This is a genomic window from Cupriavidus yeoncheonensis (assembly GCF_905397275.1).
Lineage (GTDB): Bacteria > Pseudomonadota > Gammaproteobacteria > Burkholderiales > Burkholderiaceae > Cupriavidus > Cupriavidus yeoncheonensis.
The window spans coordinates 98,732-120,117 of sequence record NZ_CAJPUY010000008.1; the positions used below are offsets into that span (position 1 = coordinate 98,732).

Here is a 21,386-nt window from a genome sequence, read left to right on the forward strand (position 1 = left end):
TTCCACAGCGAAAGAGTGCGCGATGGGGTTGGCCCGGACAATGACCAGACATCCCAAAATCATTGGCCGAATTGCTCAGATGGAAGGCAGGCTTTGGCAAATCCCGATTGTGCGGCGCCACCCGGGCGCGCTAAGGTCTGACCCAGGCCGATCTTGCCGCCATGGCAGGCGGCAAGATCGGGGGCCGCCCCAGAACGACGAGGAGACTCATGCATATCGTTGCCACGCCCGCTCACCGGCATCCCGTGCCGGGCATGCCGCGCAGCATCGCCGCGCCGGGTCCGGTGCTGGCCGGCAGCGCTGGCACCGTCATGGCGGCACCGGTCGCGGCACCAGCGCCGGCCCGCCATACCATCGCCATCCATCACGTCCAGCAGATCCTGCTCGGCGCGCACCGGCTGGGGTGCGACATCGAGGCCCTGCTGCGCCGCGCGGCCATCTCGCCCGCGCTGCTGGCGTCGTCCTCCGCGCGGGTCACCCAGGACCAGTACGCGGCGCTGATCCGCACGCTGCGTCGCATCACGCGCGATGAACTATGGGGCCTGCTGAGCCGCCCCGTGCCGCCAGGCGTCTTCGCCCAGGCCGCGAATGCGATGATCCATTGCACCACGCTGGAAGAGGCCATCCAGGCCGGGCTGCGCCAATACCGGCTGCATATCGGCGACTTCACGCCAAGACTGCACCGCAGCGAGGATGGCCGGACGATTTCCTTGCGCCTGCACGCGCATGCGCCGGCATCGCCGTGCCAGGTCTTTGCCGAGTCGACTTTCGTGTTCCACGCGTATGGCCTGATCAACTGGCTGGTGGCGCGGCGCGTGCCGCTGTCCAGCGTCGACCTGAGCGCCAGGCCACCCACCGGGCAGACCGACACCGAGCGCGTCTTCAACACGTCGGTCCGCTACGGGCAGCCGTGCACGGCGCTGCACCTCGACGCCGCGTGGCTGCGGCTGCCGGTGATGCAGGATGCCACCGGCCTGGGTGAGTTCCTGCGCGACGCGCCGCACAAGCTGCTGGTGCGCTACCGCGACAACGGCTGCCTGGCCGAACGCATCCGCCTTCACCTGCGTTCGCACCTGGACGATGAGCTTCCTTCGCTGGAGCAGATGGCGCAAATGCTGCGACTGACGCCGCAAACCCTGCGCCGCCGCCTGCGCGACGAAGGGCGCGGCTACCAGAACATCAAGGACAGCCTGCGGCGCGATGTAGCGATCGGCATGCTCGAGCGCTCGGGCCTCACGCTGCAGCAGGTCGCGCTGCGGCTGGGCTTTTCAGAGCCGAGCACCTTCCATCGCGCGTTCAAGAAATGGACCGGCGTGGCTCCGGGAGAATACCGGCAGCGCGGCATGCAGCTCGCAAGCGCCGAAGGCTGACAACGGGAACAAAAGACGTTCTTCGCTGAATTGCGGGAGGGCGGGTTGGTTTGTTTGATGATGATTGGGTTGTCGTTCTTGACATGCGCTGCGGTTTCGCCGGTAGCCGGCAGGGTTTTGATTTGAGCGGGAGTCGGCGCTCTTGACCGGCTGGCGCGTCTTGATTTGACCGGTCGTTGTTCTTGACATGCGCTGCGGTTTCGCCGGCGTAGCCGGCAGGGTTTTGATTTGAGCGGGAGTTGGTGCTCTTGACCGGCTGGCGCGTCTTGATTTGACCGGTCGTTGTTCTTGACATGCGCTGCCGTTTCGCCGGCGTAGCCGGCGACCTCCTTTTGCCCGAGCGGCAAAAGGAGGCAAAAACGCGTCTTCGTGGTTGACGAACGGCCCGATGGGGTGAAGACGGTACAGGGCATGGCCAGACTGCCTGCCGCGTAGATGATCAGGATAGAGACGTCGGATGAGCGAACCCGGATTACTTGGTGGCCCCTGCTAACCGCGCCATCGGTTGGACGCCTACGGCTGCGCTGCGCGCGGCTCAGCGGAAAACAATTAGGGCAATAAGGGCAGGGGAAGTGGTGGGAGAGGACGCGAGGGGACGGGAAGCACCGGCGCCAGCGATGTTGATGCGCCGCGCATCCCGACTAGGACGTGCGCGCAGCGCAGCCGAAGGCGTCCCACCACTGACCCCGTTGGAACGCTGTACCCGAGTCCAACTTGGGGATCGTTCAAAAGCAGGTTATCGCAGGCACTGGTTCTGACTCACTAGGCGTAGCAGAGTCGAACGGCGATCACGTTTCGCGAGACCAAAGCCGCTTGAAAACAAGAAGCGCATCGTTGATAGCCAGCCGCTCAGGCGACGCGTTCTTTGGTTACTTTCTGTCGCTTGGACAGAAAGTGACTCGCCGGCTTCGCCGGCGAAACGGGGGCGCCGGCCAAGAACGACGCGCCAATCAAAACCCTGCCGGCTACGCCGGCGAAACAGCAGCGCATGCCAAGCACCATGAATCCGCTCCACTTGACATCCCCCAGCCCCGCAATTCAGCGATGAACCATAAAAAAACCGGCGATGACCTTGTCATCGCCGGTTTTCTGCTGTCGGACTTCACAGCGCGCGCTCAGACCACGCCCTGCTCCCGCAGCGTAGCAATCCGCTGCGCGGACAAGCCCAGCACCTCGCCCAGGATACGCTCGGTATGTTCACCGAGACGCGGCGGCGGCGCGTCGTACCGCACCGGCGTCGCCGAAAGCCGCAGCGGGCTCTTGACGGTCGGGCAGATGGCGCCGTCCTTGCGCACCAGGTCCACCTGCAGTTCGCGATGGCGGACCTGCGGGTCTTCCAGCACCTGTGCGTAGTCGTTGATCGGCCCGCACGGAATGCCCTGCGCTTCCAGGGCCTCCACCCAGTGCGCGGTGGTGCGGGTGCGCATATGGTCCTCGAGCATCGGCACCAGCACCTCGCGATGGATGATGCGCCCCGAACCTGCCGCGAAGCGCTCGTCGGCGGCCAGGTCCGGACGCCCGATGCCGCGGCAGTACGCCTGCCACTGGCCGTCGTTGCCGGCCGCGACGATCATGTAGCCGTCCGCCGTGGCGAACACGTGGTACGGCACCATGTTCGCATGCGCATTGCCGTAGCGCGGCATGGCCTGGCCGGTGATGCGCTGGGCGATGATCGGCGTCGCGCCCACCGCCACCACGGCGTCGAGCAGCGCCATGTCGATGTGCTGGCCCTCGCCGGTGCGCTCGGCATGCCGCAGCGCAGCCAGCACGGCCACGGTCGCGTACATGCCGGTCAGCACGTCCACCACCGCCACGCCGACCTTCTGCGGCCCGCCGCCGGGCAGGTCGTCGCGCTCGCCGGTCACGCTCATCAATCCGCCGATGCCCTGGAAGATGAAGTCGTAGCCGGGCTTGTGCGCGCTGGGGCCGGTCTGGCCATAGCCGGTGATCGAGCAATAGACCAGCGCCGGGTTGATCGCCTTGAGGCTCTCGTAGTCGAGCCCGTAGCGCTTGAGGTCGCCGACCTTGTAGTTCTCGAGGACGATGTGCGACCTGGCTGCCAGGTCACGCACGACCGCCTGCCCTTGCGGGCTGGCAATATCGAGCGTGAGCGACTGCTTGCCGCGATTGGCGCCGGCAAAGTAGGTGGCATCGCGCGAGGACTGGCCTTCTGCGTCCGGCAGCCACGGCGGGCCCCAGGAGCGCGTGTCATCGCCGACCCGGGGACGTTCGACCTTGATGACTTCGGCGCCAAGGTCCGCCAGGTTCTGCGCGCACCACGGCCCCGCCAGGATGCGCGACAGGTCGAGCACCCGGACGCCGGCCAGCGCGCCCTGCATGGCGGCCGCCATCTCAGATCGGGTCCCAGCTGATCACGTCGGGCGAACGCTCGAGCTTGAAGAAGCTGCTGCGCATGGCCGGCATGGCGATCTCGCCGATCGCTTCCGGCGTCCAGCCTTCGCTCATGTGCACCGAGCGCACCGGGCGCGGCTGACTCATCAGGATGATCTCGTTGGCGCGCACGGCGAAGATCTGCCCGTTGACCTCGGCGGCCGCCGGGCTGGCCAGGTAGACCGCGACGGGGCCGATCTTGCCGGCTTCCATCTTCTGCAGCTTGGCCACGCGCGCCTTCTCTTCCGGCGTCTCGGCCGGGATCGAGCTGGTCATGCGGCTCCACGCGAACGGCGCGATGCAGTTCGAGCGCACGTTGAAGCGCTGCATGTCGAGCGCGATCGACTTCGACAGCGCGGCGATGCCCAGCTTGGCCGCCGAGTAGTTGGCCTGGCCCAGGTTGCCGATCAGGCCCGAGGTCGACGTCATGTGCACGAAGGCGCCGCCTTCCTGGTCCTTGAAATAGTTGGCCGCGGCGCGGCTCACGAAGAAGGTGCCGTGCAGGTGCACGTCGATCACCGAACGCCATTCCTCTTCGTTCATCTTGAAGAACATGCGGTCGCGCAGGTTGCCGGCGTTGTTGACCACGGCGTCGATGCGGCCGAAATTGTCGAGCGCGCACTGGACGATGCCGTTGGCGCCGTTCCAGGTCGATACGCTGTCCGTGTTGGCCACGGCTTCGCCGCCGGCCGCCCGGATCTCGTCCACCACGCGCTGCGCGGGACCGGCATCGCCGCCTTCGCCGGACATCGAGACACCAAGGTCGTTGACCACGACCTTGGCCCCGGCGGCTGCCATCGCCAGCGCGATACCGCGCCCGATTCCACCACCAGCGCCCGTTACCAGCGCCACCTTGCCTGCCATCAAACCGCTCATTGCGTTGCTCCTCTGAATACTTTCCCGGTCACCGGACCGCGTTTCTGGCGACAATAACGGCTTGTCCGCGACGGCCATGCCACTCGCGGACAATCACGTTCAGATGTTATTGCCACGCCGGATACGATAAATTGATGGCTGAGACATTGGAATTCACGAATCGCAAAAGTGGCCTTTGGCCTGACGGAACCCCATGCATTACGACCTGACCGACCTGCGCCTTTTCCTCAACGTCGGTGAAACGGAGAACCTGACCCGCGCGGCGGAACGCAGCTTCCTGTCCCTGCCGGCGGCCAGCACCCGCATCAAGCAGCTGGAAGAGGCGTTCCAGACCCAGTTGCTGATCCGCCAGGTAAAAGGCGTCAGGCTCACCCCGGCCGGCGACACCCTGCTGCACCACGCGCGCGAGGTGTTCCGCGAGCTGGAATGCCTGCATTCCGACCTGCGTCCCTATGCCAAGGGCGTCAAGGGCAAGGTCCGCCTGCTGGCCAACACGACCGCCACCAACTCCTTCCTGGCCACCGGGCTGTCGCGCTTCCTAAGTGAAAACCCTGATGTGGATGTGGAGCTGGAAGAGCACCTGTCGCAGGAAATCGTCTCCGCGATCAGTGCCGGCGCGGCGGATCTCGGCATCGTGGCGGGCGAAGTCGCCACCCAGGACCTGGACGTGATGCACCTGTGCAGCGATGAGCTGATCGTGATTGCGCCGGTCAACCACCCGCTGCCGCAGTTCAAGCGGCTGCACTTTGCCGACCTGCTCGACACCTGCCGCTTTGTCGGCCTGAACCAGTTCAGCGCGATCCAGTCGTTCCTGGACCGCATTGCCGGCGGCATGGGCAAGCGCATCAGCCTGCGCATCCAGGTCGGCAGTTTCGACGCCGTCTGCCGCATGGTCGAGGCCGGCGCCGGCATCGCCATCGTGCCCAACAGCTGCGCGCGCCGCTACGCCAGCCGCAAGGTGCTGCGCTTCATCTCGCTGGAAGACGAGTGGGCACGCCGCGAATTGCGCCTGTGCCGCCGCCCGGGCCGCGAGCTGCCGCAGTTCGCCGAAACCCTGATCCAGTACCTGGTCGACGCCGCCCGCGAGCCCGTATAGGGTTGGCAATACATGGCCGTTCCCCGTGATGCTAGGCCACCAGCCCGGCGAGCGGCCGCAGCGAGATGACCATGACCGCGATCAGCACGGCCATGGCTGCCACGCCGGGCCAGCTGGTCCGGCCACAACGCGCCAGCGAGTCGTTGACCAGTTCCGGCGACAGGTGGTATTCGCGCAGCCGTTGCACCGTCGATTCCGCGTGCCAGCGGTAAAGCTGGTTGCCATAGAAGCCGAGCAGCAGCGCCATGGCATACAGCAGCGGCCGCGAGAGCACGACCGGCATGCGGATCTGGAACAGTGCATGCAGCACCGGTTCGGCGCAGAGGATGACGGCGTAGACGCCGACCTGCCAGTACATGCGGCGGTAGGCCATCCAGAACGGCCCGAAGATGAAAGCAGCCCAGTTCCATGCCATGCCGTTGCGCGACGCGGCGAGCTGCCACTTGTTACGGTAGTACGCGAACCGCGGCCCCACGAACACGGCCAGCGCCGCTTCGTCGCTGATGATTGCTTTCATGCTTCGTTCCCCCTGCGGTGGGTCCTGACGACGGACCTCAGCGAAAGCATAGGCCCGAGCCATCGCGGCAAGCGTGCGGTTGCGCGCAGATGGCGCGATTTGCATGGCAGTCATGCGCGCAGGTAGTCTGGCGGGGCAGCGCCCAGCACCCGGACGGCCTTCCGGCACCGGGCATCCCGGCAATCAGCGAAGTGAACAGGTGGCAGGGCCGGGAAGTTCGGGGAAGCCGGGGCGGTACAAGCGCGGCACTTGCGGCTGCTGCCCCGGAACCGGCGTGGGGACGCCGCGCGGCCTTGCCCGGCGGCACGCCAGGTGCCGCCGGGCGCGCCGTCTACGCCCCTCACGGACATCGTCCCGTCTTGCCGACATTGGCCGGCCCCTTGCGCCGGGCGAGGACGTGGTCCGCTTTCGCTTCCCCTGCTTTTTCGCGGGTCCCATGTGACGCCTCCCCGTCGACAATGCGCCCGCGTCTTCATTGTGACCGACAGGCGGTGCCGGATCATCACCAATATTGGTTATGTCGTGGCTGCCCCGCCGGTCCGGTGCCCGATGCGGTGCCGTCCTACAGCGCAAACGGATTCGTCCGGACACGGCGGGGCCGCCGCTCCTTCTATCGTGGAAGCGTGGAAGAAAGGAAGGAGAACCCATCATGCCCTACCTCATCGCCTGGCTACTCGGCGTACCCGCTCTCGTGCTGATCCTGATCTGGCTGTTCATGCACTGACGCGCTGCCCGCCTATATCTGCCAAAAGACAAGACGCCCGGTTCGCCGGGCGTCTTGCATCAGGCGTGCGCGAGGCACCTGTGCGCCGCACCTATGCCGCACCTATGCCGCACTTATGCCGCACCTAAGCCGCACCTAAGCCGCTCTTTCGCAAATCCGAATTTCGGGCCTGTGAGCCCTCGGGAATAATGGCCCCATTCAAATCGACCGGGCCTACCCCCATGTTTGCAGATCAGGATCAAGACCAGCTTTACCCGGAAATCCGCGAAGCCGTACGCAACCTTTGCGCGGGTTTCGATTCGGCCTACTGGCAGCGGGTTGAAGAACAGAACGGCTTTCCCGAAGAATTCGTCCAGGCACTGACCCAGGCGGGCTGGCTGTCGGCCCTGATTCCCGAGACCTACGGCGGTTCCGGCCTGTCGCTGACGGCCGCGTCGGTCATCATGGAGGAAATTAACCGCAACGGCGGCAATTCCGGCGCCTGCCACGGCCAGATGTACGTGATGGGCTGCCTGCTGCGCCATGGTTCCGACGAGCAGAAGCAGCGCTGGCTGCCGGGCATCGCCTCGGGCGAGCTGCGCATGCAGTCGATGGCCGTGACCGAGCCGACCACCGGCACCGACACCACCAAGCTCAAGACCACCGCCGTGCGCAAGGGCGACAAGTATGTCGTCAACGGCTCGAAGGTCTGGATCTCGCGCGTGCAGCACTCGGACCTGATGCTGCTGCTGGCACGCACCACGCCGCTGGACCAGGTCAAGCGCAAGTCCGAAGGCCTGTCCGTATTCGTCGTGGACCTGCGCGAAGCCATCGGCAAGGGCCTGACGGTCCGCCCGATCCGCAACATGGTCAACCACGAGACCAACGAGCTGTTCTTCGACAACCTCGAAGTCCCGGCCGAAAACCTGATCGGCGAGGAAGGCAAGGGCCTGAAGTACATCCTCGACGGCATGAACGCCGAGCGTATCCTGATCGCGGCCGAATGCATCGGCGACGGCTACTGGTTCGTCGAGCGCGCCAGCAACTACGCGCGCGAGCGCGTCGTGTTCGACCGCCCGATCGGCCAGAACCAGGGCATCCAGTTCCCGATCGCGCGTTCCTACGTCAACGTGGAAGCCGCCAGCCTGATGCGCTACAAGGCCGCCGCGCTGTTCGACGCCGGCAAGCCGTGCGGCAAGGAAGCCAATATCTCCAAGCTGCTCGCGGCCGACGCCTCGTGGGAAGCCGCCAACGTCTGCCTGCAGACGCACGGCGGCTTCGGCTTCGCGGCGGAATACGACATCGAGCGCAAGTTCCGCGAAACGCGCCTGTACCAGGTCGCGCCGATCTCCACCAACCTGATCCTGTCCTACGTGGCCGAGCACGTGCTCGAACTGCCGCGTTCGTTCTGAGGCCGCGCATGACTGCATCTACGCCCAACGGCATTCGCCCGCTCGACGGCATCCGCGTGGTGTCGCTGGAACACGCGGTGGCCGCGCCGTTCGCCACCCGCCAGCTCGCCGACCTGGGTGCCCGCGTCATCAAGATCGAACGCCCCGGCGTGGGCGACTTCGCGCGCGGGTATGACCAGTCCGTGCACGGCCAGGCCTCGTACTTTGTCTGGCTCAACCGGGGCAAGGAAAGCCTGACCCTGGACCTGAAGGATGACGAGGCGCAGTCCATCCTGCACCGCCTGCTGGCCGATGCCGACGTCCTGGTGCAGAACCTCGCGCCGGGCGCCGCGGCGCGCATGGGCCTCGATTTCGACACGCTGCACGGCAAGTACGAGAAGCTGATCGTCTGCGACATCTCCGGCTATGGCGACTCGGGCCCCTATCGCGACAAGAAGGCCTACGACCTGCTGATCCAGGCCGCGGCCGGCCTGGTGGGCCTCACCGGCGGCCCGGACGAGCCGTCGCGCGCGGGGGTTTCGATCGCCGATATCTCGGCCGGCATGTACGCCTACAGCGGCATTCTGTCCGCACTGCTGCAGCGCGGCCGCACCGGCAAGGGCCTGCGCGTGCAGGTGACCATGTTCGAGGCCATGGCCGAGTGGATGAACCAGGTGCTCTACTTCGGCCACTACGGCGGCAAGCCGCCGGCGCGCGTCGGCGCCTCGCACCCGACCATCGCCCCGTACGGCATTCATCGCACCGCCAATGGCAGCGTGATCTTCAGCGTGCAGAACGAGCGCGAGTTCGCCAATTTCTGCGAGGTCGTGCTCGGCAACCGTGAACTCGCGCAGGACGAGCGGTTCTCCAGCAATACGGCGCGCGTGCGCAACCGGCCCGAACTCACCTCCATCATCGAGGATCGCTTTGCGTCGCTGACGGTGGCGCAGGCCGAGGCGCTGCTGGACCAGGCGCAGATCGCCAATGCCCCGATGAACGACATCGAAGGCGTGTGGAACCATCCGCAATTGCAGGCGCGCCAGCGCTGGCGCGAAGTCGCCACCCCGGGCGGCCCGATCGGCGCGCTGCTGCCGCCCGCCAACCTGTCGGGCGTGGAGCCCGTCATGGGCGATGTACCGGCACTGGGCGCGCACAGCCGCAGCATCCTGGCCGAACTGGGCTACGGCGACGGCGATATCGACGCACTGGTGAGCAAGAAGACTGTCTGAGGACGTCCGCGCGGCGTCCGTTTCCCCATCCTCTCCCGGCACCGGGAAAGGATCCCGATCCCCGCGAGGCCGCCAGCGGCCGAGCCCAGCCAACTATCTCCGGAGACGGCATGAGCCAACCCGCAGACCAAACCTATCCGACCCGCCAGCTTTGCAAATTCCTGGCCCGCTTCACGCTGGCCGACGTGCCGGCACCCGTGATCGAGCGCACCAAGGACCTGTTCCTCGACTGGATCGCCTCGGCCATCGCGGGCAAGGACGCCCCGGCCGTGCGCCGCATCCAGGAGTTCGCGGCCGCGATGGGCCCGACGATGGGGCCAACGCACGGTGCCGCCGAAGTGCTGGTGGACCGCCGCCGCACCTCGCCCTACTTCGCGGCGCTGATCAACGGCGCTTCGTCGCACGTGGTCGAGCAGGATGACGTGCACAACGGCTCGGTGCTGCACCCGGCCGCGGTGGTGTTCCCGGCCGTGGTCGCCGCCGCGCAGGCCGAAGGCAAGACCGGCGCCGAGGTGCTGCTGGCCTCCATCGCCGGTTACGAAGCCGGCATCCGCATCGGCGAATTCATGGGCCGGTCGCACTACCGGATCTTCCACACCACGGGCACGGTTGGCACGCTCGCTGCCGCCGCGGCAGTCGCCAAGCTGTACAACCTTGACGCCGAGGGCATCAACCAGGCGCTCGGTTCGGCCGGCACGCAAGCGGCCGGCCTGTGGGAATTCCTGCGCGACGCTGCCGATTCCAAGCAGCTGCACACCGCCAAGGCCGCCGCCGACGGCCTGCAGTCCGCCTGGCTGGCGCGCGCCGGCTTCACCGGTGCGAAGCAGATCCTCGAAGGCGCCCAGGGCATGGCCGCCGGCATGTCGAGCGACGCCAATCCGGCATGCCTGACCGATGGCCTCGGCACGCGCTGGGCTACCGCCGAAACCTCGTTCAAGTTCTTCGCCTCGTGCCGCCACACGCATCCGGCCGCCGATGCGCTCAAGGTACTGATGCAGCGCGAGGGCGTTGCCGCGGACCAGATCGCCAGCGTCACCACGCATGTGCACCAGGGCGCCATCGACGTGCTCGGCCCCGTGGTCAACCCGGCCACCATCCACCAGGCCAAGTTCTCGATGGGCACCGTGCTGGGCCTGGTAGCCGTGCACGGCCACGCCGGCCTGCCCGAGTTCGAGCAGCACGCGCTGCAGGACAGTAAAGTGGCGGACTTCCGCGGCAAGGTGGTGATGGAGCTCGACGACGAGATCAACGCCGCGTATCCGCGCCAGTGGATCGGGCGCGTGACGGTGCGCACGACCGATGGCCGCACGCTGGCCGCGCGCGTGGACGTGCCCAAGGGCGACCCGGACAACACGCTGTCGCGCCCCGAACTCGAAGCCAAGGCGCTGCAGCTCGGCGCCTTCCGCCACGGCGCGACCGAGGCCGAGATGCGCACCATCATCGCGCGCGTGTGGGCACTGGAAAGTGCGCCGAACGTGAACGACTGGCTGCCTGCCGCACGCTGAGGCACCCGACCATGTCCACTGCTGTGACCTACCTGTTCGTGCCGGGCGACCGGCCCGAACGCTTTGATAAGGCCGCCGCGGCGAAGCCGGATGTGATGGTCCTCGATCTCGAGGATGCGGTGCATCCGGACGCCAAGCCGGCGGCGCGCCAGGCCATCGCGGCCTGGCTGGCGACGGGCCCCGCGGCCAACGCCTGTGTGCGCATCAACGACAGCGCCGCCCCGGGTTTTGCCGCCGACATGGAGTGGCTGCGCGCGCTGCCCAGGGGTACGCCGCTGGCGGGCCTGATGGTCCCCAAGGCAGAAGACGCGGCCGCGCTGGCAGCGATCACGGAAGTCCTGCGCGGCATCGATCCGACAGCCGGCCTGATCGCCATCATCGAGACCGCGCTGGGCCTGCATCGGATCGATGCGGTCGCCACGGCCAGCGGTGTCGAACGGCTGGCATTCGGCTCGCTCGACTATGCGGTCGATCTCGGCTGCAGCCATACGCGCGACGCCCTGGCGTATGCGCGTGCGCGCATCGTGCTGGCATCGCGCGTGGCCGGCCTGCCACCGCCGGTCGACGGCGTCACCACGGCGCTGAAGGACGAGTCCGTACTGGCCGACGATGTCGCCTATGCGCGCGCGCTCGGCTTTGCGGGCAAGCTTTGCATCCACCCGGCCCAGCTCGGCGCGGCCCGCGCGGGCTTCCTGCCCTCGCCCGAACAGCTCGACTGGGCGCGACGCGTGCTGGAGGCGACCGCCAGCGGCAGCCACGCCGTGCAGGTCGATGGCAAGATGGTGGACCGCCCTGTCATCGAGCAGGCCCGCCGCCTGATCGCGCTGGCGCTACCGCCGGCGCTCTGAACACAAAAGGCAGTTGTCATGACCCAGAACTCCCAACTTGAACACCTGCGCACCTGGATCGGACGCAGCGAATCGCGCACCGAAACCCTGACGCCGGAGCCGGTGACCGGCCTTGCCGCCACCTTTGACCTGGACCCCGAGGCCGTGGTGCGCGGGCCGCTGCCGCCGCTGTGGCACTGGCTCTACTTCCTGCCGCGCGCGCCGCAGCGCGATATCGGCGCCGACGGCCACCCGGCCCTCGGCGGCTTCATGCCGCCCGTGCCGCTGCCGCGCCGCATGTGGGCCGGCAGCGAGCTGTCGTTCGAGCGTCCGATTCACGTCGGCGATACGGTAACGCGCACGTCGACCATCAAGGATGTCCAGCATAAATCCGGCCGCACCGGCGAACTGTGGTTCGTCGCCGTCGACCATGAACTGACCGTCAATGGCCAGGTCGCGGTGCGCGAGCGCCATGACATCGTCTACCGTGCCATGCCGGAACTCGGCAAAGCGCAGCCGCCGCGGCCGCGCCTGGAGCACACGGCGCAATGGCAGCGCACGCTGCGCGCCGATCCGGTGATGCTGTTCCGTTATTCCGCGCTGACGTTCAACGGCCACCGGATCCACTACGATCGCGATTACACGCGCGACGTCGAGGGCTATCCGGGCCTGGTGGTGCACGGGCCCATGCAGGCCATGCTGATGCTGGACCTGGTGGCGCGCGAACAGCCGCAGGCACGCGTGCGCCGCTTCGGTTTTCGCGGGCTGGCGCCGCTGTTCGACCAGGACATCATCACCGTGGGCGGCACGGCGGATCCCGCGCAGGCCGGCAAGCTCATCCTCTGGACTGGTGATGATGCCGGCGGTCAGGCTATGCAGGGATGGGCCGAGATCGAGGGCTGATTGCAGGCTTGATGGCTGCGAGCCGGCCCCGGCCTCCGGGTGAGCAGGCGGAAGCGTTGAAGTAGGGCAAGTCTTCGGGCTTGCCCTTTTTTGTTCTTCTTCGTTGATCTGCGTGGCGGGCTGACTGCCTCAAAGCGACCGAAACTGTTCCAAGCGCGTGGCGATTTGGGGGAGTAGCTCATAGGCTGACACCGTGAAACTCATGGCCATGATTTTAAACTGCTCGAGGCGTCGATGTCTCGATCATGCGAAAACTATACAAAATCCTCAATGCAAATCTCAACGCAGACAACCTTGTGATTTATGTCAATTTATTCAATGAAATATGCTCTGCGCTCGCACCATAAAATCAAACTGCCTCGTAGAATTCGTTCCCGGAGGAACTCGACACTCCTTCACAACTGATTTTGAAAGGCCACCTAAGGGTGGCCTCTTTTTTTTGGCGTGCCCTGCCGGTCGCACCCCAAAAAAAAGCCCCGCCAGAGCGGGGCCTTCCCTTCAGAACGAGTCAGATCGCGTCAGAACTTGTGGCGAATACCAACCAAGGCGCCGAACTGGTTGATCTTGTCACCAGTAGCGTTACTGCCGCCCAGCAGTGCATTCGAATAAATCCCGACATTATTATCGGAACGGTTCAGAACGTAGCCCATGTTGAAGTAGGCATCCGTGCGCTTGGAGAACGCGTAGTCGGCAGAAACGACAAACGACCACGGATCAGCCTTGGTGCTGCGAAGGTCCTGATAATATGCAGCACCGGTCAGGGACAGCGCAGGCGTCACTTGATAGCCGAGGCCCAGCCAATACAGGTTGGCAACGGCAGAAGCAACGCCTGTCGTCACGTGCTCCCAGCGATAGCCCGCAAACGCCTTGGCAGGACCAAAGGCGTAGGTGCCAGCCACCGAGAACCGCTGGTCCTTCACCACATCGTTGGGCTGCATCAGATCATAGACAGCACCCACGCTCAGCGGACCAGTTGCGTAGTTCAAGCCGGCGGAATACTCCTTGCCTGCCTTGTAATTCCCAGGAATCTCACCATTCGCGTTATAGCCAAAGCTATACAATGCGGAAGCGGTCAGGCCACCGAAGGTACCGAGGTACTTGATCGAGTTATCAGCGCGCTGGGAGCCCATCGTCGGATCTTGAACCGCGATCGAATAACGCGATGCAATAGCCATCGGGTCATACATCAGGCTGTAGTCGTACAGAGGGGTCTGATGACGACCCAGCGTTACCGTACCATAGCTGCTTTGCAAGCCAACATACGCTTGACGATTGAAGAAGCGATTACCCGTAGTGTCAGCGGTTTTACCATCGTCGATGGTAAAACCGCTTTCGAGCGTGAAGACACCCTTCAGGCCGCCGCCGAGATCCTCGACGCCGCGAATGCCCCAGCGCGAACCGGACATATTGCCCGAGGTCATCGCAACGCGGCTGTGCGTACCGTCAGCCTTCGAAAGGTACTCCACACCAACGTCTGCAACACCGTAGAGGGTGACGCTGGATTGTGCATATGCGCCCGTCGATGCCAGTACTGCAGCCGTGACCGCAAGCATTTTTTGCTTCATATTGCTCCTCGATTGCTTTGGATCGCAGGCCAGTCCTGCGAAGGCGCCAATTATCGAGTTGCGTGTTCATGGTTGCAAAATGAAGATCCCCATTTTGTTGCTACTTTTCATCGTCGCGATCGCAAGCTTTTCCTTATTATTCAAAGGACATCACCCGACATCTCTGACAGACGTCAATGATATATAACAAATATAATTATCGAGTGGCGCGACACTAGGTCGACACGACTATACTCCGCGCGTGAAACACTGCGGTGGCAGCCTCTGGCACCGGTCAACAGCGCGCAATGCAAGAGTTAGACCCCGAGCTCATATCCCTGATGCGGCGAAACGTGTCAGAGCGCCATGCTCCCCGCGATGCACTGGCGGGCCCAGGAAAAGGGTAATGTCACGTGCCTTTAGACTAGACCACTTGGTCGACGTAAATGGCATGCCTGGCGAATGATGTCAGACTCCGTCGAATGAAGTGTGTCCGGGCGATGTCCGGTTCATCATCTTCGGTGACTACCTGGACTTCGCCGCTCGCAGCGGTAGACACGCCTTCTCCCTACCTGCCTTCACTAAATGGCATCGCCCGGGTTAAGAACCTCATCGCGCTCGCCCGCCGTGCATGTGAAAGCGTGGGGCAACCGGCCCGCGCATACCGCTGGCAGCCGTAGGCGACCTGTCCGGGCGCCAAGCCAGCGTCATGGGTCTCCAGCAACTGGTCGAGTTCGAACTCGGAAAGCAGCTGCGCCCTTCCATTTCCAGAAGATTGACGCTTCGCAAGATTGCTTCATGTCCTGGCTGTCCCGCAACCGCCATGTGACAAACGGATAAAAAAATATGCTGCCCGGAAAAATTGCGCGCTGTAGTGACGCCCAGAATCATGGAAAACAACTCAGGCTGTTGCCTCACGTTCCAGCCGGCCTTCTATCTGGGGATGTGCATTTCCCCCTTTCCCGATCGAAGCACCCAACATCCGGCTATTCACAAGACACGAACCTGTCAATAGTCAACCATTCGAACATTATTTTTCTACCGCTGTGGGCCGACATTCCTCCTGAATGTCCTTGGCAAGCGAATCACTTTCGCCTCGGACGGTTCGCCTCTGGCACTAGTGGAGCTCCGGAGTCTTCATAGGTAGAACAGACCATAGGACCTCTCATGTCGCAATTCCTTCAGACAATCAAGTTCAGGATCATCTTGACGCTGACAATCAGCATCTCCCTGACACTTCTTGTCGGATTCTTTGGCCTTAGCGGAATGTCCAGTCTCAACGACAGGCTGCAGGCAACCTACACAGGCAATGTCGTTCCCATTACAGAGTTGGCAAACACCCGTGCCTCAACGCTCAATGTGCGTCTTCTGTTGTGGAGGACATATACCGAAAAGACCAGGACACATCTTCCCAGGATCCGCGAGCTGCAAACCGGGGCTAACGAGGCCTGGAAAGCGTACTATCCGAGCGGCATTACCAACGATGAGGAACGCGCCATTGCGGATCAGATCGATGCAGGGTTGAAGAAGTATCATCTCGCGGTGGCGCAGGCACTGGAGATTCTGGAACGGGAAGATTATGAGTCTGCGATCGCCTTCCAGACAAAGGAAATCACCCCCGTTGGCGATAAGTTGACGGAATTGTTCGCTGCCGATTTGGCATCCAATATTGGCCAGGCCAAGGATGCCAATGCCGAAAGTTCCGATCACAGCAGGGAAGTCATGTGGATCGCAAGTACCCTTATCGCCATTGGTACGTTGCTGAGCATCGGGGTGGCGGTCTATCTCGTGCGCGCCGTGTCCGGCCCGCTCGATAAGGCAGTCAGGCTGGCGGGAAACATTGCACAGGGCCGCCTGGACGGCGGGATCGTGGTCGATGCCAAGGGGGAATTCGGAAAGCTGCTCAACGCCATGCAGCAGATGGGGCGCCAGCTTACCAGCACAGTACGCGGCATCCGCGATGCAAGCGAGTCGGTCATGGTGGCGTCCAAGGAAATCGCCAATGGCAACCTGGATCTGTCGTCGCGTACCGAGGAACAGGCTTCCTCGCTGGAACAAACGGCTGCCAGCATGACCGAACTCACGCAGACCGTGAAGCAGAACGCCGAGAATGCTCAACAGGCAAATTCCCTTGCGGCTACCGCGCGGGACCTGGCCGACACGAGCAACGTCGAAGTCGCCGCCATGATGCAGACCATCGGCAAAGTCAGCGGGAGCTCGGCACAGATTTCCGAGATTACCGGGCTGATCGAGGGCATCGCGTTCCAGACCAATATCCTGGCACTGAACGCCGCCGTGGAAGCCGCCCGTGCCGGCGAGCAGGGACGGGGCTTTGCAGTGGTCGCGGGTGAGGTCCGTTCGCTGGCGCAGCGCTCTTCCTCCGCGGCCAAGGAAATCAAGGACCTGATCGCATTGTCGTCTGCGATGGTACGGGAAGGCGAGCGGCAGGCCCTCAAGGTCGGCGAATCGATGGAGCGGGTGAAGCAGTCCATCGGCCAGGTGTCCAACATTGTGAGCGAGATTTCGGCAGCGTCGGCGGAGCAGAGCCAGGGCATCGAGCAGGTGCACCAGGCGATCAGCCAGATTGATGCGGTCACCCAGCAGAATGCGGCCCTGGTGGAAGAATCCACTGCGGCAGCCCAGTCCCTGGAAGAACAGGCGGGCAAGATGAAGACCGAGGTGATGTTCTTCCGGCTTGGCGACGAGAAGGCTGCCACCTCACGCCACGATTCGCCCAGTAGGAGCATCAAACAGCGGCCCAAGGTGATCGCAGGCAGACCGGCTGAAGCGAAGACCGTCACCGCGCCTGCTACAGCGAATCAACCCAACCCGAGGATGAGCAACGGCTCGGAGGACTGGGAAACGTTCTGAGACCGCAGAGCGAGCCAAGACTCCATCGGGCCCGGCAGACTGTCACCCAGGCTGACCACGCCACACAACGAGCGGATCGAGATCCGCTCCGGAAGCTCAGTCCGCCTGGATCTTCGCCGTCTTCACCACCCCGCCCCACAGCGTCAGTTCACGCTGGATGCGGTCAGCCAGCGGCTTGGGCCCGGTGATGTCGAGGTCGTAGCCGCCGGCGGCCATGCGCTGCTTGAACGCGGGATCATCGCCGATGGCCTTCTGCGCCTTGATCAGCTTGTCGACCACGTCGGCGGGCAGCTTCTGCGGGCCGATCAGCGCATACCAGCCGGTCAGGTCATAGTCCTTGAGCCCGGACTCGATCATCGTCGGCACGTTTGGCAAGGCGGGGTTGCGCGTCTTCGATGTGACCGCCAGCGCCCGCACCTTGCCGCCGTTGATGTGGCCGATGGCCGTGCCGGTGATGTCGAACATGAACGTCACCTTGCCGCTGACCACGTCGGCCATGGCCGGCGAATTGCCCTTGTAAGGCACGTGCAGCATCTTGACGCGGCTCATCTGCGCCAGCAGTTCGGCCGACAGGTGGTTCGATGCCCCAACCCCGGCGGAGCCAAACGACACATCGTCCGGATGCTTGCGCGCGTAGTCGACCAGCTCGCCCACGTTCTTCGCGGGGAAGTCCTTGTTCACCAGCAGCACGTTGGTGTAGTCAGTGATCAGGCCGATGTAGGTGAAGTCCTTGAGCGGGTTGAACTTGACCGAGCGCTGGATCAGCGGCGTCATGGTCATGGTCGGGCTGGCCACGAAGTACAGCGTATAGCCGTCCGGCTCCGACTTGGCGGTCAGGTCGGCGGCGATGGCACCGCTCGCGCCGGCGCGGTTGTCCACCACCACGGGCTGATGCAGCGCGCGGCCGAGCTGCTCTGCGTAGATGCGTGCGGCGGTATCGACTGGGCCGCCAGGCGCATAGCCCACGATCAGCTTGACCGGGCGCGACGGATACGCATCCGCAGCCCATGCGGCCCCATGCAGCAGTGTCGCCATCATCGCGGCAACGGTCATCCAGCGTTTCATATTGTCTCCTCCAGGATTGCTTTGTGTTCCCGCCGGACACCGGCCGGGCCGGCGGGAAAAGAAAAATCCGCGCCGGGCCGTCAGCCCAGCAGCGCCCGCAGCGGCTGCTTGAGCAGCTTGCCGCTGGCAGTCGTCGGGATCACGTCGATCACGCGCACTTCGGCCGGGCGCTTGTACGGGGCCAGGCTCTCGCGCAGATAGGCATCGAGCCTGGCGCGATCGGGCTCGATGCCGTCCTGCATCTCGATGAAGGCCACCACCTCCTCGTTGCCGTCGCTCGTGTTGCGGCCGACCACGGCCGACTGGCGCACGCCCGGGAACGCGTTGATCACGGACTCCACTTCGATCGGGTACACATTGAAGCCCGACCGGATGATCAGGTCCTTGGAACGGCCCGAGATGAACAGCGCGCCGTCGGTGTCGAGGTAGCCGAGGTCGCCCGTATTGAGCCAGCCGCCCGGCAGCAGCGCTTCGGCGGTCTGCTCCGGATTGCGATAGTAGCCAAGCATCACGCCCGGGCCGCGCACGCGGATCTGCCCGCGCTCGCCGGCCGGCAGTGCCTTGCCTTCGCCGTCCGTGATGCTGATCTCCACGCCTTCGACGATGTAGCCGGCCGAGCAATCGGCGCGCGGAGCTTCCATGCGCGTGATGAACAGCGAGCCGGCGTACTCGGTAATGCCATAGCCATGGTGCAGCGGCTGGCCGAAGTATGTCTCCACCTCGCCCTTCAGGGTCGGATCGAGCGGCGCGCCGCCGGTGTAGAGGTAGCGCAGGCGCGGATAGGCCTTGCGCTCGCGTTGCTGCGCCACCGCCATGATGCGCGTGAACATGGTGGGCACGCCCTGCAGGATGCTGATCCCGGGAGTGTCCAGCGCCGCGAACACCTCGTCCGCATCGAAGCGGGGACGCACGAAGAGGCTGGCGCCACCATACAGCGTGGCCAGCAGCACCGTGGCGATGCCGAAGATGTGCGACATCGGCAGCGCGCCATAGGCGACATCGGTCGGCCCCATATTGCGGGAGGTCGCGGAAATGCGGGCAAAGTGCGTGAGGCCTTCGTGCGGCACCATCACGCCCTTGGGCGCGCCGGTGGTGCCGGAGGTATAGATCAGCGTGGCGACTTTGCGCGCCTGCTCGGCGGGCACGCGCTCCGGCGTGGTCGCGGCGCGCACCACGGTCATGCCGTCGGCATGGACCGCGCAACCCGTCGCCCTGGCGTCAAGCCGCCGGCCGTGCGCGGCGGCGACGTCGGAAACATGGCCCGTGAACAGGACCAGCACCGGCTGCGCGTGGTCGCGGATGTTGTCGATCTCGCGCGCCGACAGGCGTGCGTTGACCTGGATCGGCCACGCGTGCAGCGTGCTGCAGGCGAACATCGTGGCGATCATCTCGTTGCAGTTCTCGCCGACCACGATGACGCGATCGCCTTCGCCCACGCCCTGCGCGGCCAGCCAGTCCCGCGTGCTCTCGATGCGGCGCCACAGGTCGCCGTAACTGATCACGGTGCCGCTTTCGTAGAGGCACGGCGCCTGCGGCGTCTGCGTGGCCCAGTGGCGGGGAAGGTCGTGGATGAACTCGGGACGGAAGGAAGACATGATGCTCGCTGCTCGGTCGGAATGGTTACGGCGGATACGGCGGATGCGTCGAAGCATGCACTGCAACGCACTTGCTGCAGGTGAGGAAGTTTGCGCCATGTATCCCCGCTAAGCCATTTCGAATTCGCTAAGGCCGTCTTCGGCGCGGCCACGTCCTCCCAACGGTTCCGCCGGTCCGAAGGTCACCTTTGCCATTGGTGAAGAAGCGAACGGCAAGCCCCTCATACAATCGGCCGGCACAGTGAAGGGCCGCCGCGCATACGCCATGCGGCCCGCGTACCACAGGGGACATTCAGATGGATTTGCGTTTTACCGCCGAGGAACAGGCCTTCCGCGAAGAAGTCCGGGCTTTCGTCCAGGCCAATCTGCCGGAGGACATCCGCAACAAGGTGCTGAACCACCAGCGTGTCGAGAAGGATGACTACGTCCGCTGGCACCGTATCCTGAACGCGCACGGCTGGGGCGCGCCGACCTGGCCCAGGGAATGGGGCGGCACCGGCTGGAATGCGCTGCAGCGCCTGATCTTCGAGATCGAGACCCTGCGCGCCGGCGCACCGCGCATGCTGCCGTTCGGCCTGACCATGATCGGCCCGGTGCTGATGAAGTACGCCAGCCAGGCGCACAAGGAACGCTTCCTGCCGCGCATCCCCAATGTCGAGGACTTCTGGTGCCAGGGCTATTCCGAGCCGGGCTCCGGTTCGGACCTGGCCTCGCTCAAGACGCGCGCCGTGCGCAAGGGCGACAAGTACATCGTCAACGGCCAGAAGACGTGGACCACCATGGCCCACTTCGCCGACTGGATCTTCTGCCTGGTGCGCACCGACCCCGAGGCCAAGGCCCAGGAAGGCATCTCGATGCTGCTGATCGACATGAAGTCGCCCGGCGTGACCGTGCGTCCGATCAAGACGCTGGATGGCGGCCACGACGTCAACGAGACCTGGTTCGAAGACGTCGAAGTGCCGGTCGAAAACCTGCTCGGCGAAGAGAACAAGGCCTGGACCTACGCCAAGTACCTGCTCGGCCATGAGCGCACCGGCATTGCCGGCATCGGCCACTGCCACCGCGAACTGCGCCAGCTCAAGCACTACGCGAGCCAGGCCAGCGACGGCGCCGGCCGCCCGCTGATCGAGGACGTGCGCATGCGCGACAAGATCGCGCGCATCGAGATGGACATCATGGCGCTGGAAATGCTGCTGCTGCGCGTGGCCACGCAATCGGGCGGCCAGCCCGGCCCCGAGGCCTCGATCGTCAAGATCCGCGGCTCGGAAATCCAGCAGGACCTGGCCATGCTGATGATGGAAGTGGCCGGCCCCAACGCCTGGCCGTACTCGCCGGACTGGCTCGAAGCGGGCACCGGGCAGCCGGGCTCGGCTCCGGACTGGGCCGCCCCGGCGTCGTCGACCTACTACGACATGCGCAAGACCTCGATCTACGGCGGCGCCACCGAAGTGCAGAAGAACATCATCTCCAAGATGATCCTGGGTTTCTGAAGGGATAGCAGAC

Annotated in this window: 15 protein-coding genes; 9 read left to right on the plus strand and 6 right to left on the minus strand. The window is 64.7% G+C overall.

What is annotated here, in order from left to right; translation table 11 throughout:
- Positions 1 to 209 precede the first annotated feature (209 nt).
- Positions 210 to 1,370, plus strand: coding sequence for an AraC family transcriptional regulator (locus tag KHO22_RS12690; protein WP_211947487.1), 1,161 nt, complete (start codon positions 210 to 212; stop codon positions 1,368 to 1,370).
- Between the two features lie 1,115 nt (positions 1,371 to 2,485).
- On the opposite strand, the gene KHO22_RS12695 is transcribed toward KHO22_RS12690, so the two are convergent.
- Together KHO22_RS12695 and KHO22_RS12700 are read right to left on the minus strand one after the other, a co-directional pair.
- Complete coding sequence (locus KHO22_RS12695) at positions 2,486 to 3,721, minus strand: CaiB/BaiF CoA transferase family protein (RefSeq protein WP_211947488.1); 1,236 nt, start codon at positions 3,719 to 3,721, stop codon at positions 2,486 to 2,488.
- Between the two features lies 1 nt (position 3,722).
- Positions 3,723 to 4,637: an SDR family NAD(P)-dependent oxidoreductase gene (locus KHO22_RS12700; RefSeq protein ID WP_211947489.1), complete on the minus strand. Its 915-nt coding sequence runs from the start codon at positions 4,635 to 4,637 to the stop codon at positions 3,723 to 3,725.
- A gap of 193 nt (positions 4,638 to 4,830) precedes the next feature.
- Between KHO22_RS12700 and KHO22_RS12705 the strand changes: the two genes are divergently transcribed.
- On the plus strand, positions 4,831 to 5,733 hold the full coding sequence (locus KHO22_RS12705; protein ID WP_211947490.1) for a LysR family transcriptional regulator: 903 nt from the start codon (positions 4,831 to 4,833) through the stop codon (positions 5,731 to 5,733).
- A 31-nt stretch (positions 5,734 to 5,764) separates the two neighbouring features.
- On the opposite strand, the gene KHO22_RS12710 is transcribed toward KHO22_RS12705, so the two are convergent.
- Positions 5,765 to 6,250 carry a DUF2628 domain-containing protein gene (locus KHO22_RS12710; RefSeq protein WP_211947491.1) on the minus strand — a complete coding sequence of 162 codons (486 nt, stop codon included), beginning with the start codon at positions 6,248 to 6,250 and terminating at the stop codon, positions 5,765 to 5,767.
- Positions 6,251 to 7,195: 945 nt separating this feature from the next.
- Between KHO22_RS12710 and KHO22_RS12715 the strand changes: the two genes are divergently transcribed.
- The 5 genes from KHO22_RS12715 to KHO22_RS12735 all read left to right on the plus strand — a co-directional run bounded on the left by KHO22_RS12715 (position 7,196) and on the right by KHO22_RS12735 (position 12,808).
- Positions 7,196 to 8,365 (plus strand): acyl-CoA dehydrogenase family protein, encoded by a 1,170-nt coding sequence (locus KHO22_RS12715; RefSeq protein ID WP_211947492.1) that lies wholly within the window; start codon positions 7,196 to 7,198, stop codon positions 8,363 to 8,365.
- An 8-nt stretch (positions 8,366 to 8,373) separates the two neighbouring features.
- Positions 8,374 to 9,573: a CaiB/BaiF CoA transferase family protein gene (locus KHO22_RS12720; RefSeq protein ID WP_211947493.1), complete on the plus strand. Its 1,200-nt coding sequence runs from the start codon at positions 8,374 to 8,376 to the stop codon at positions 9,571 to 9,573.
- A gap of 110 nt (positions 9,574 to 9,683) precedes the next feature.
- A complete protein-coding gene (locus tag KHO22_RS12725) occupies positions 9,684 to 11,078 on the plus strand; it encodes an MmgE/PrpD family protein (RefSeq protein WP_211947494.1) in 1,395 nt (464 codons plus the stop codon).
- 11 nt (positions 11,079 to 11,089) lie between these two features.
- Entirely contained in the window at positions 11,090 to 11,926 is an 837-nt protein-coding gene (locus KHO22_RS12730; RefSeq protein WP_211947495.1) for an HpcH/HpaI aldolase/citrate lyase family protein, read from the plus strand.
- Positions 11,927 to 11,944: 18 nt separating this feature from the next.
- On the plus strand, positions 11,945 to 12,808 hold the full coding sequence (locus tag KHO22_RS12735; protein ID WP_211947496.1) for an HTD2 family dehydratase: 864 nt from the start codon (positions 11,945 to 11,947) through the stop codon (positions 12,806 to 12,808).
- Between the two features lie 518 nt (positions 12,809 to 13,326).
- On the opposite strand, the gene KHO22_RS12740 is transcribed toward KHO22_RS12735, so the two are convergent.
- Positions 13,327 to 14,373, minus strand: a complete 1,047-nt coding sequence (locus KHO22_RS12740; protein ID WP_211947497.1) for a porin — start codon at positions 14,371 to 14,373, stop codon at positions 13,327 to 13,329.
- A 1,146-nt stretch (positions 14,374 to 15,519) separates the two neighbouring features.
- On the opposite strand from KHO22_RS12740, the gene KHO22_RS12745 reads away from it, so the two are divergent.
- On the plus strand, positions 15,520 to 17,223 hold the full coding sequence (locus KHO22_RS12745) for a methyl-accepting chemotaxis protein (protein WP_211947498.1): 1,704 nt from the start codon (positions 15,520 to 15,522) through the stop codon (positions 17,221 to 17,223).
- 96 nt (positions 17,224 to 17,319) lie between these two features.
- On the opposite strand, the gene KHO22_RS12750 is transcribed toward KHO22_RS12745, so the two are convergent.
- A complete protein-coding gene (locus tag KHO22_RS12750; RefSeq protein ID WP_211947499.1) occupies positions 17,320 to 18,288 on the minus strand; it encodes a Bug family tripartite tricarboxylate transporter substrate binding protein in 969 nt (322 codons plus the stop codon).
- Between the two features lie 80 nt (positions 18,289 to 18,368).
- Positions 18,369 to 19,883: a class I adenylate-forming enzyme family protein gene (locus KHO22_RS12755; protein ID WP_211947500.1), complete on the minus strand. Its 1,515-nt coding sequence runs from the start codon at positions 19,881 to 19,883 to the stop codon at positions 18,369 to 18,371.
- A gap of 296 nt (positions 19,884 to 20,179) precedes the next feature.
- On the opposite strand from KHO22_RS12755, the gene KHO22_RS12760 reads away from it, so the two are divergent.
- Complete coding sequence (locus KHO22_RS12760) at positions 20,180 to 21,373, plus strand: acyl-CoA dehydrogenase family protein (RefSeq protein WP_211947501.1); 1,194 nt, start codon at positions 20,180 to 20,182, stop codon at positions 21,371 to 21,373.
- The last annotated feature ends 13 nt before the right edge of the window (positions 21,374 to 21,386 follow it).

What these genes read in the sequence shown, in the direction of transcription:
- KHO22_RS12690 (WP_211947487.1), top strand. Translation starts at nt 210, where the DNA reads ATGCATATCGTTGCCACGCCCGCTCACCGGCATCCCGTGCCGGGCATG.
- KHO22_RS12695 (WP_211947488.1), bottom strand. Translation starts at nt 3,721, where the DNA reads ATGGCGGCCGCCATGCAGGGCGCGCTGGCCGGCGTCCGGGTGCTCGAC.
- KHO22_RS12700 (WP_211947489.1), bottom strand. Translation starts at nt 4,637, where the DNA reads ATGAGCGGTTTGATGGCAGGCAAGGTGGCGCTGGTAACGGGCGCTGGT.
- KHO22_RS12705 (WP_211947490.1), top strand. Translation starts at nt 4,831, where the DNA reads ATGCATTACGACCTGACCGACCTGCGCCTTTTCCTCAACGTCGGTGAA.
- KHO22_RS12710 (WP_211947491.1), bottom strand. Translation starts at nt 6,250, where the DNA reads ATGAAAGCAATCATCAGCGACGAAGCGGCGCTGGCCGTGTTCGTGGGG.
- KHO22_RS12715 (WP_211947492.1), top strand. Translation starts at nt 7,196, where the DNA reads ATGTTTGCAGATCAGGATCAAGACCAGCTTTACCCGGAAATCCGCGAA.
- KHO22_RS12720 (WP_211947493.1), top strand. Translation starts at nt 8,374, where the DNA reads ATGACTGCATCTACGCCCAACGGCATTCGCCCGCTCGACGGCATCCGC.
- KHO22_RS12725 (WP_211947494.1), top strand. Translation starts at nt 9,684, where the DNA reads ATGAGCCAACCCGCAGACCAAACCTATCCGACCCGCCAGCTTTGCAAA.
- KHO22_RS12730 (WP_211947495.1), top strand. Translation starts at nt 11,090, where the DNA reads ATGTCCACTGCTGTGACCTACCTGTTCGTGCCGGGCGACCGGCCCGAA.
- KHO22_RS12735 (WP_211947496.1), top strand. Translation starts at nt 11,945, where the DNA reads ATGACCCAGAACTCCCAACTTGAACACCTGCGCACCTGGATCGGACGC.
- KHO22_RS12740 (WP_211947497.1), bottom strand. Translation starts at nt 14,373, where the DNA reads ATGAAGCAAAAAATGCTTGCGGTCACGGCTGCAGTACTGGCATCGACG.
- KHO22_RS12745 (WP_211947498.1), top strand. Translation starts at nt 15,520, where the DNA reads ATGTCGCAATTCCTTCAGACAATCAAGTTCAGGATCATCTTGACGCTG.
- KHO22_RS12750 (WP_211947499.1), bottom strand. Translation starts at nt 18,288, where the DNA reads ATGAAACGCTGGATGACCGTTGCCGCGATGATGGCGACACTGCTGCAT.
- KHO22_RS12755 (WP_211947500.1), bottom strand. Translation starts at nt 19,883, where the DNA reads ATGTCTTCCTTCCGTCCCGAGTTCATCCACGACCTTCCCCGCCACTGG.
- KHO22_RS12760 (WP_211947501.1), top strand. Translation starts at nt 20,180, where the DNA reads ATGGATTTGCGTTTTACCGCCGAGGAACAGGCCTTCCGCGAAGAAGTC.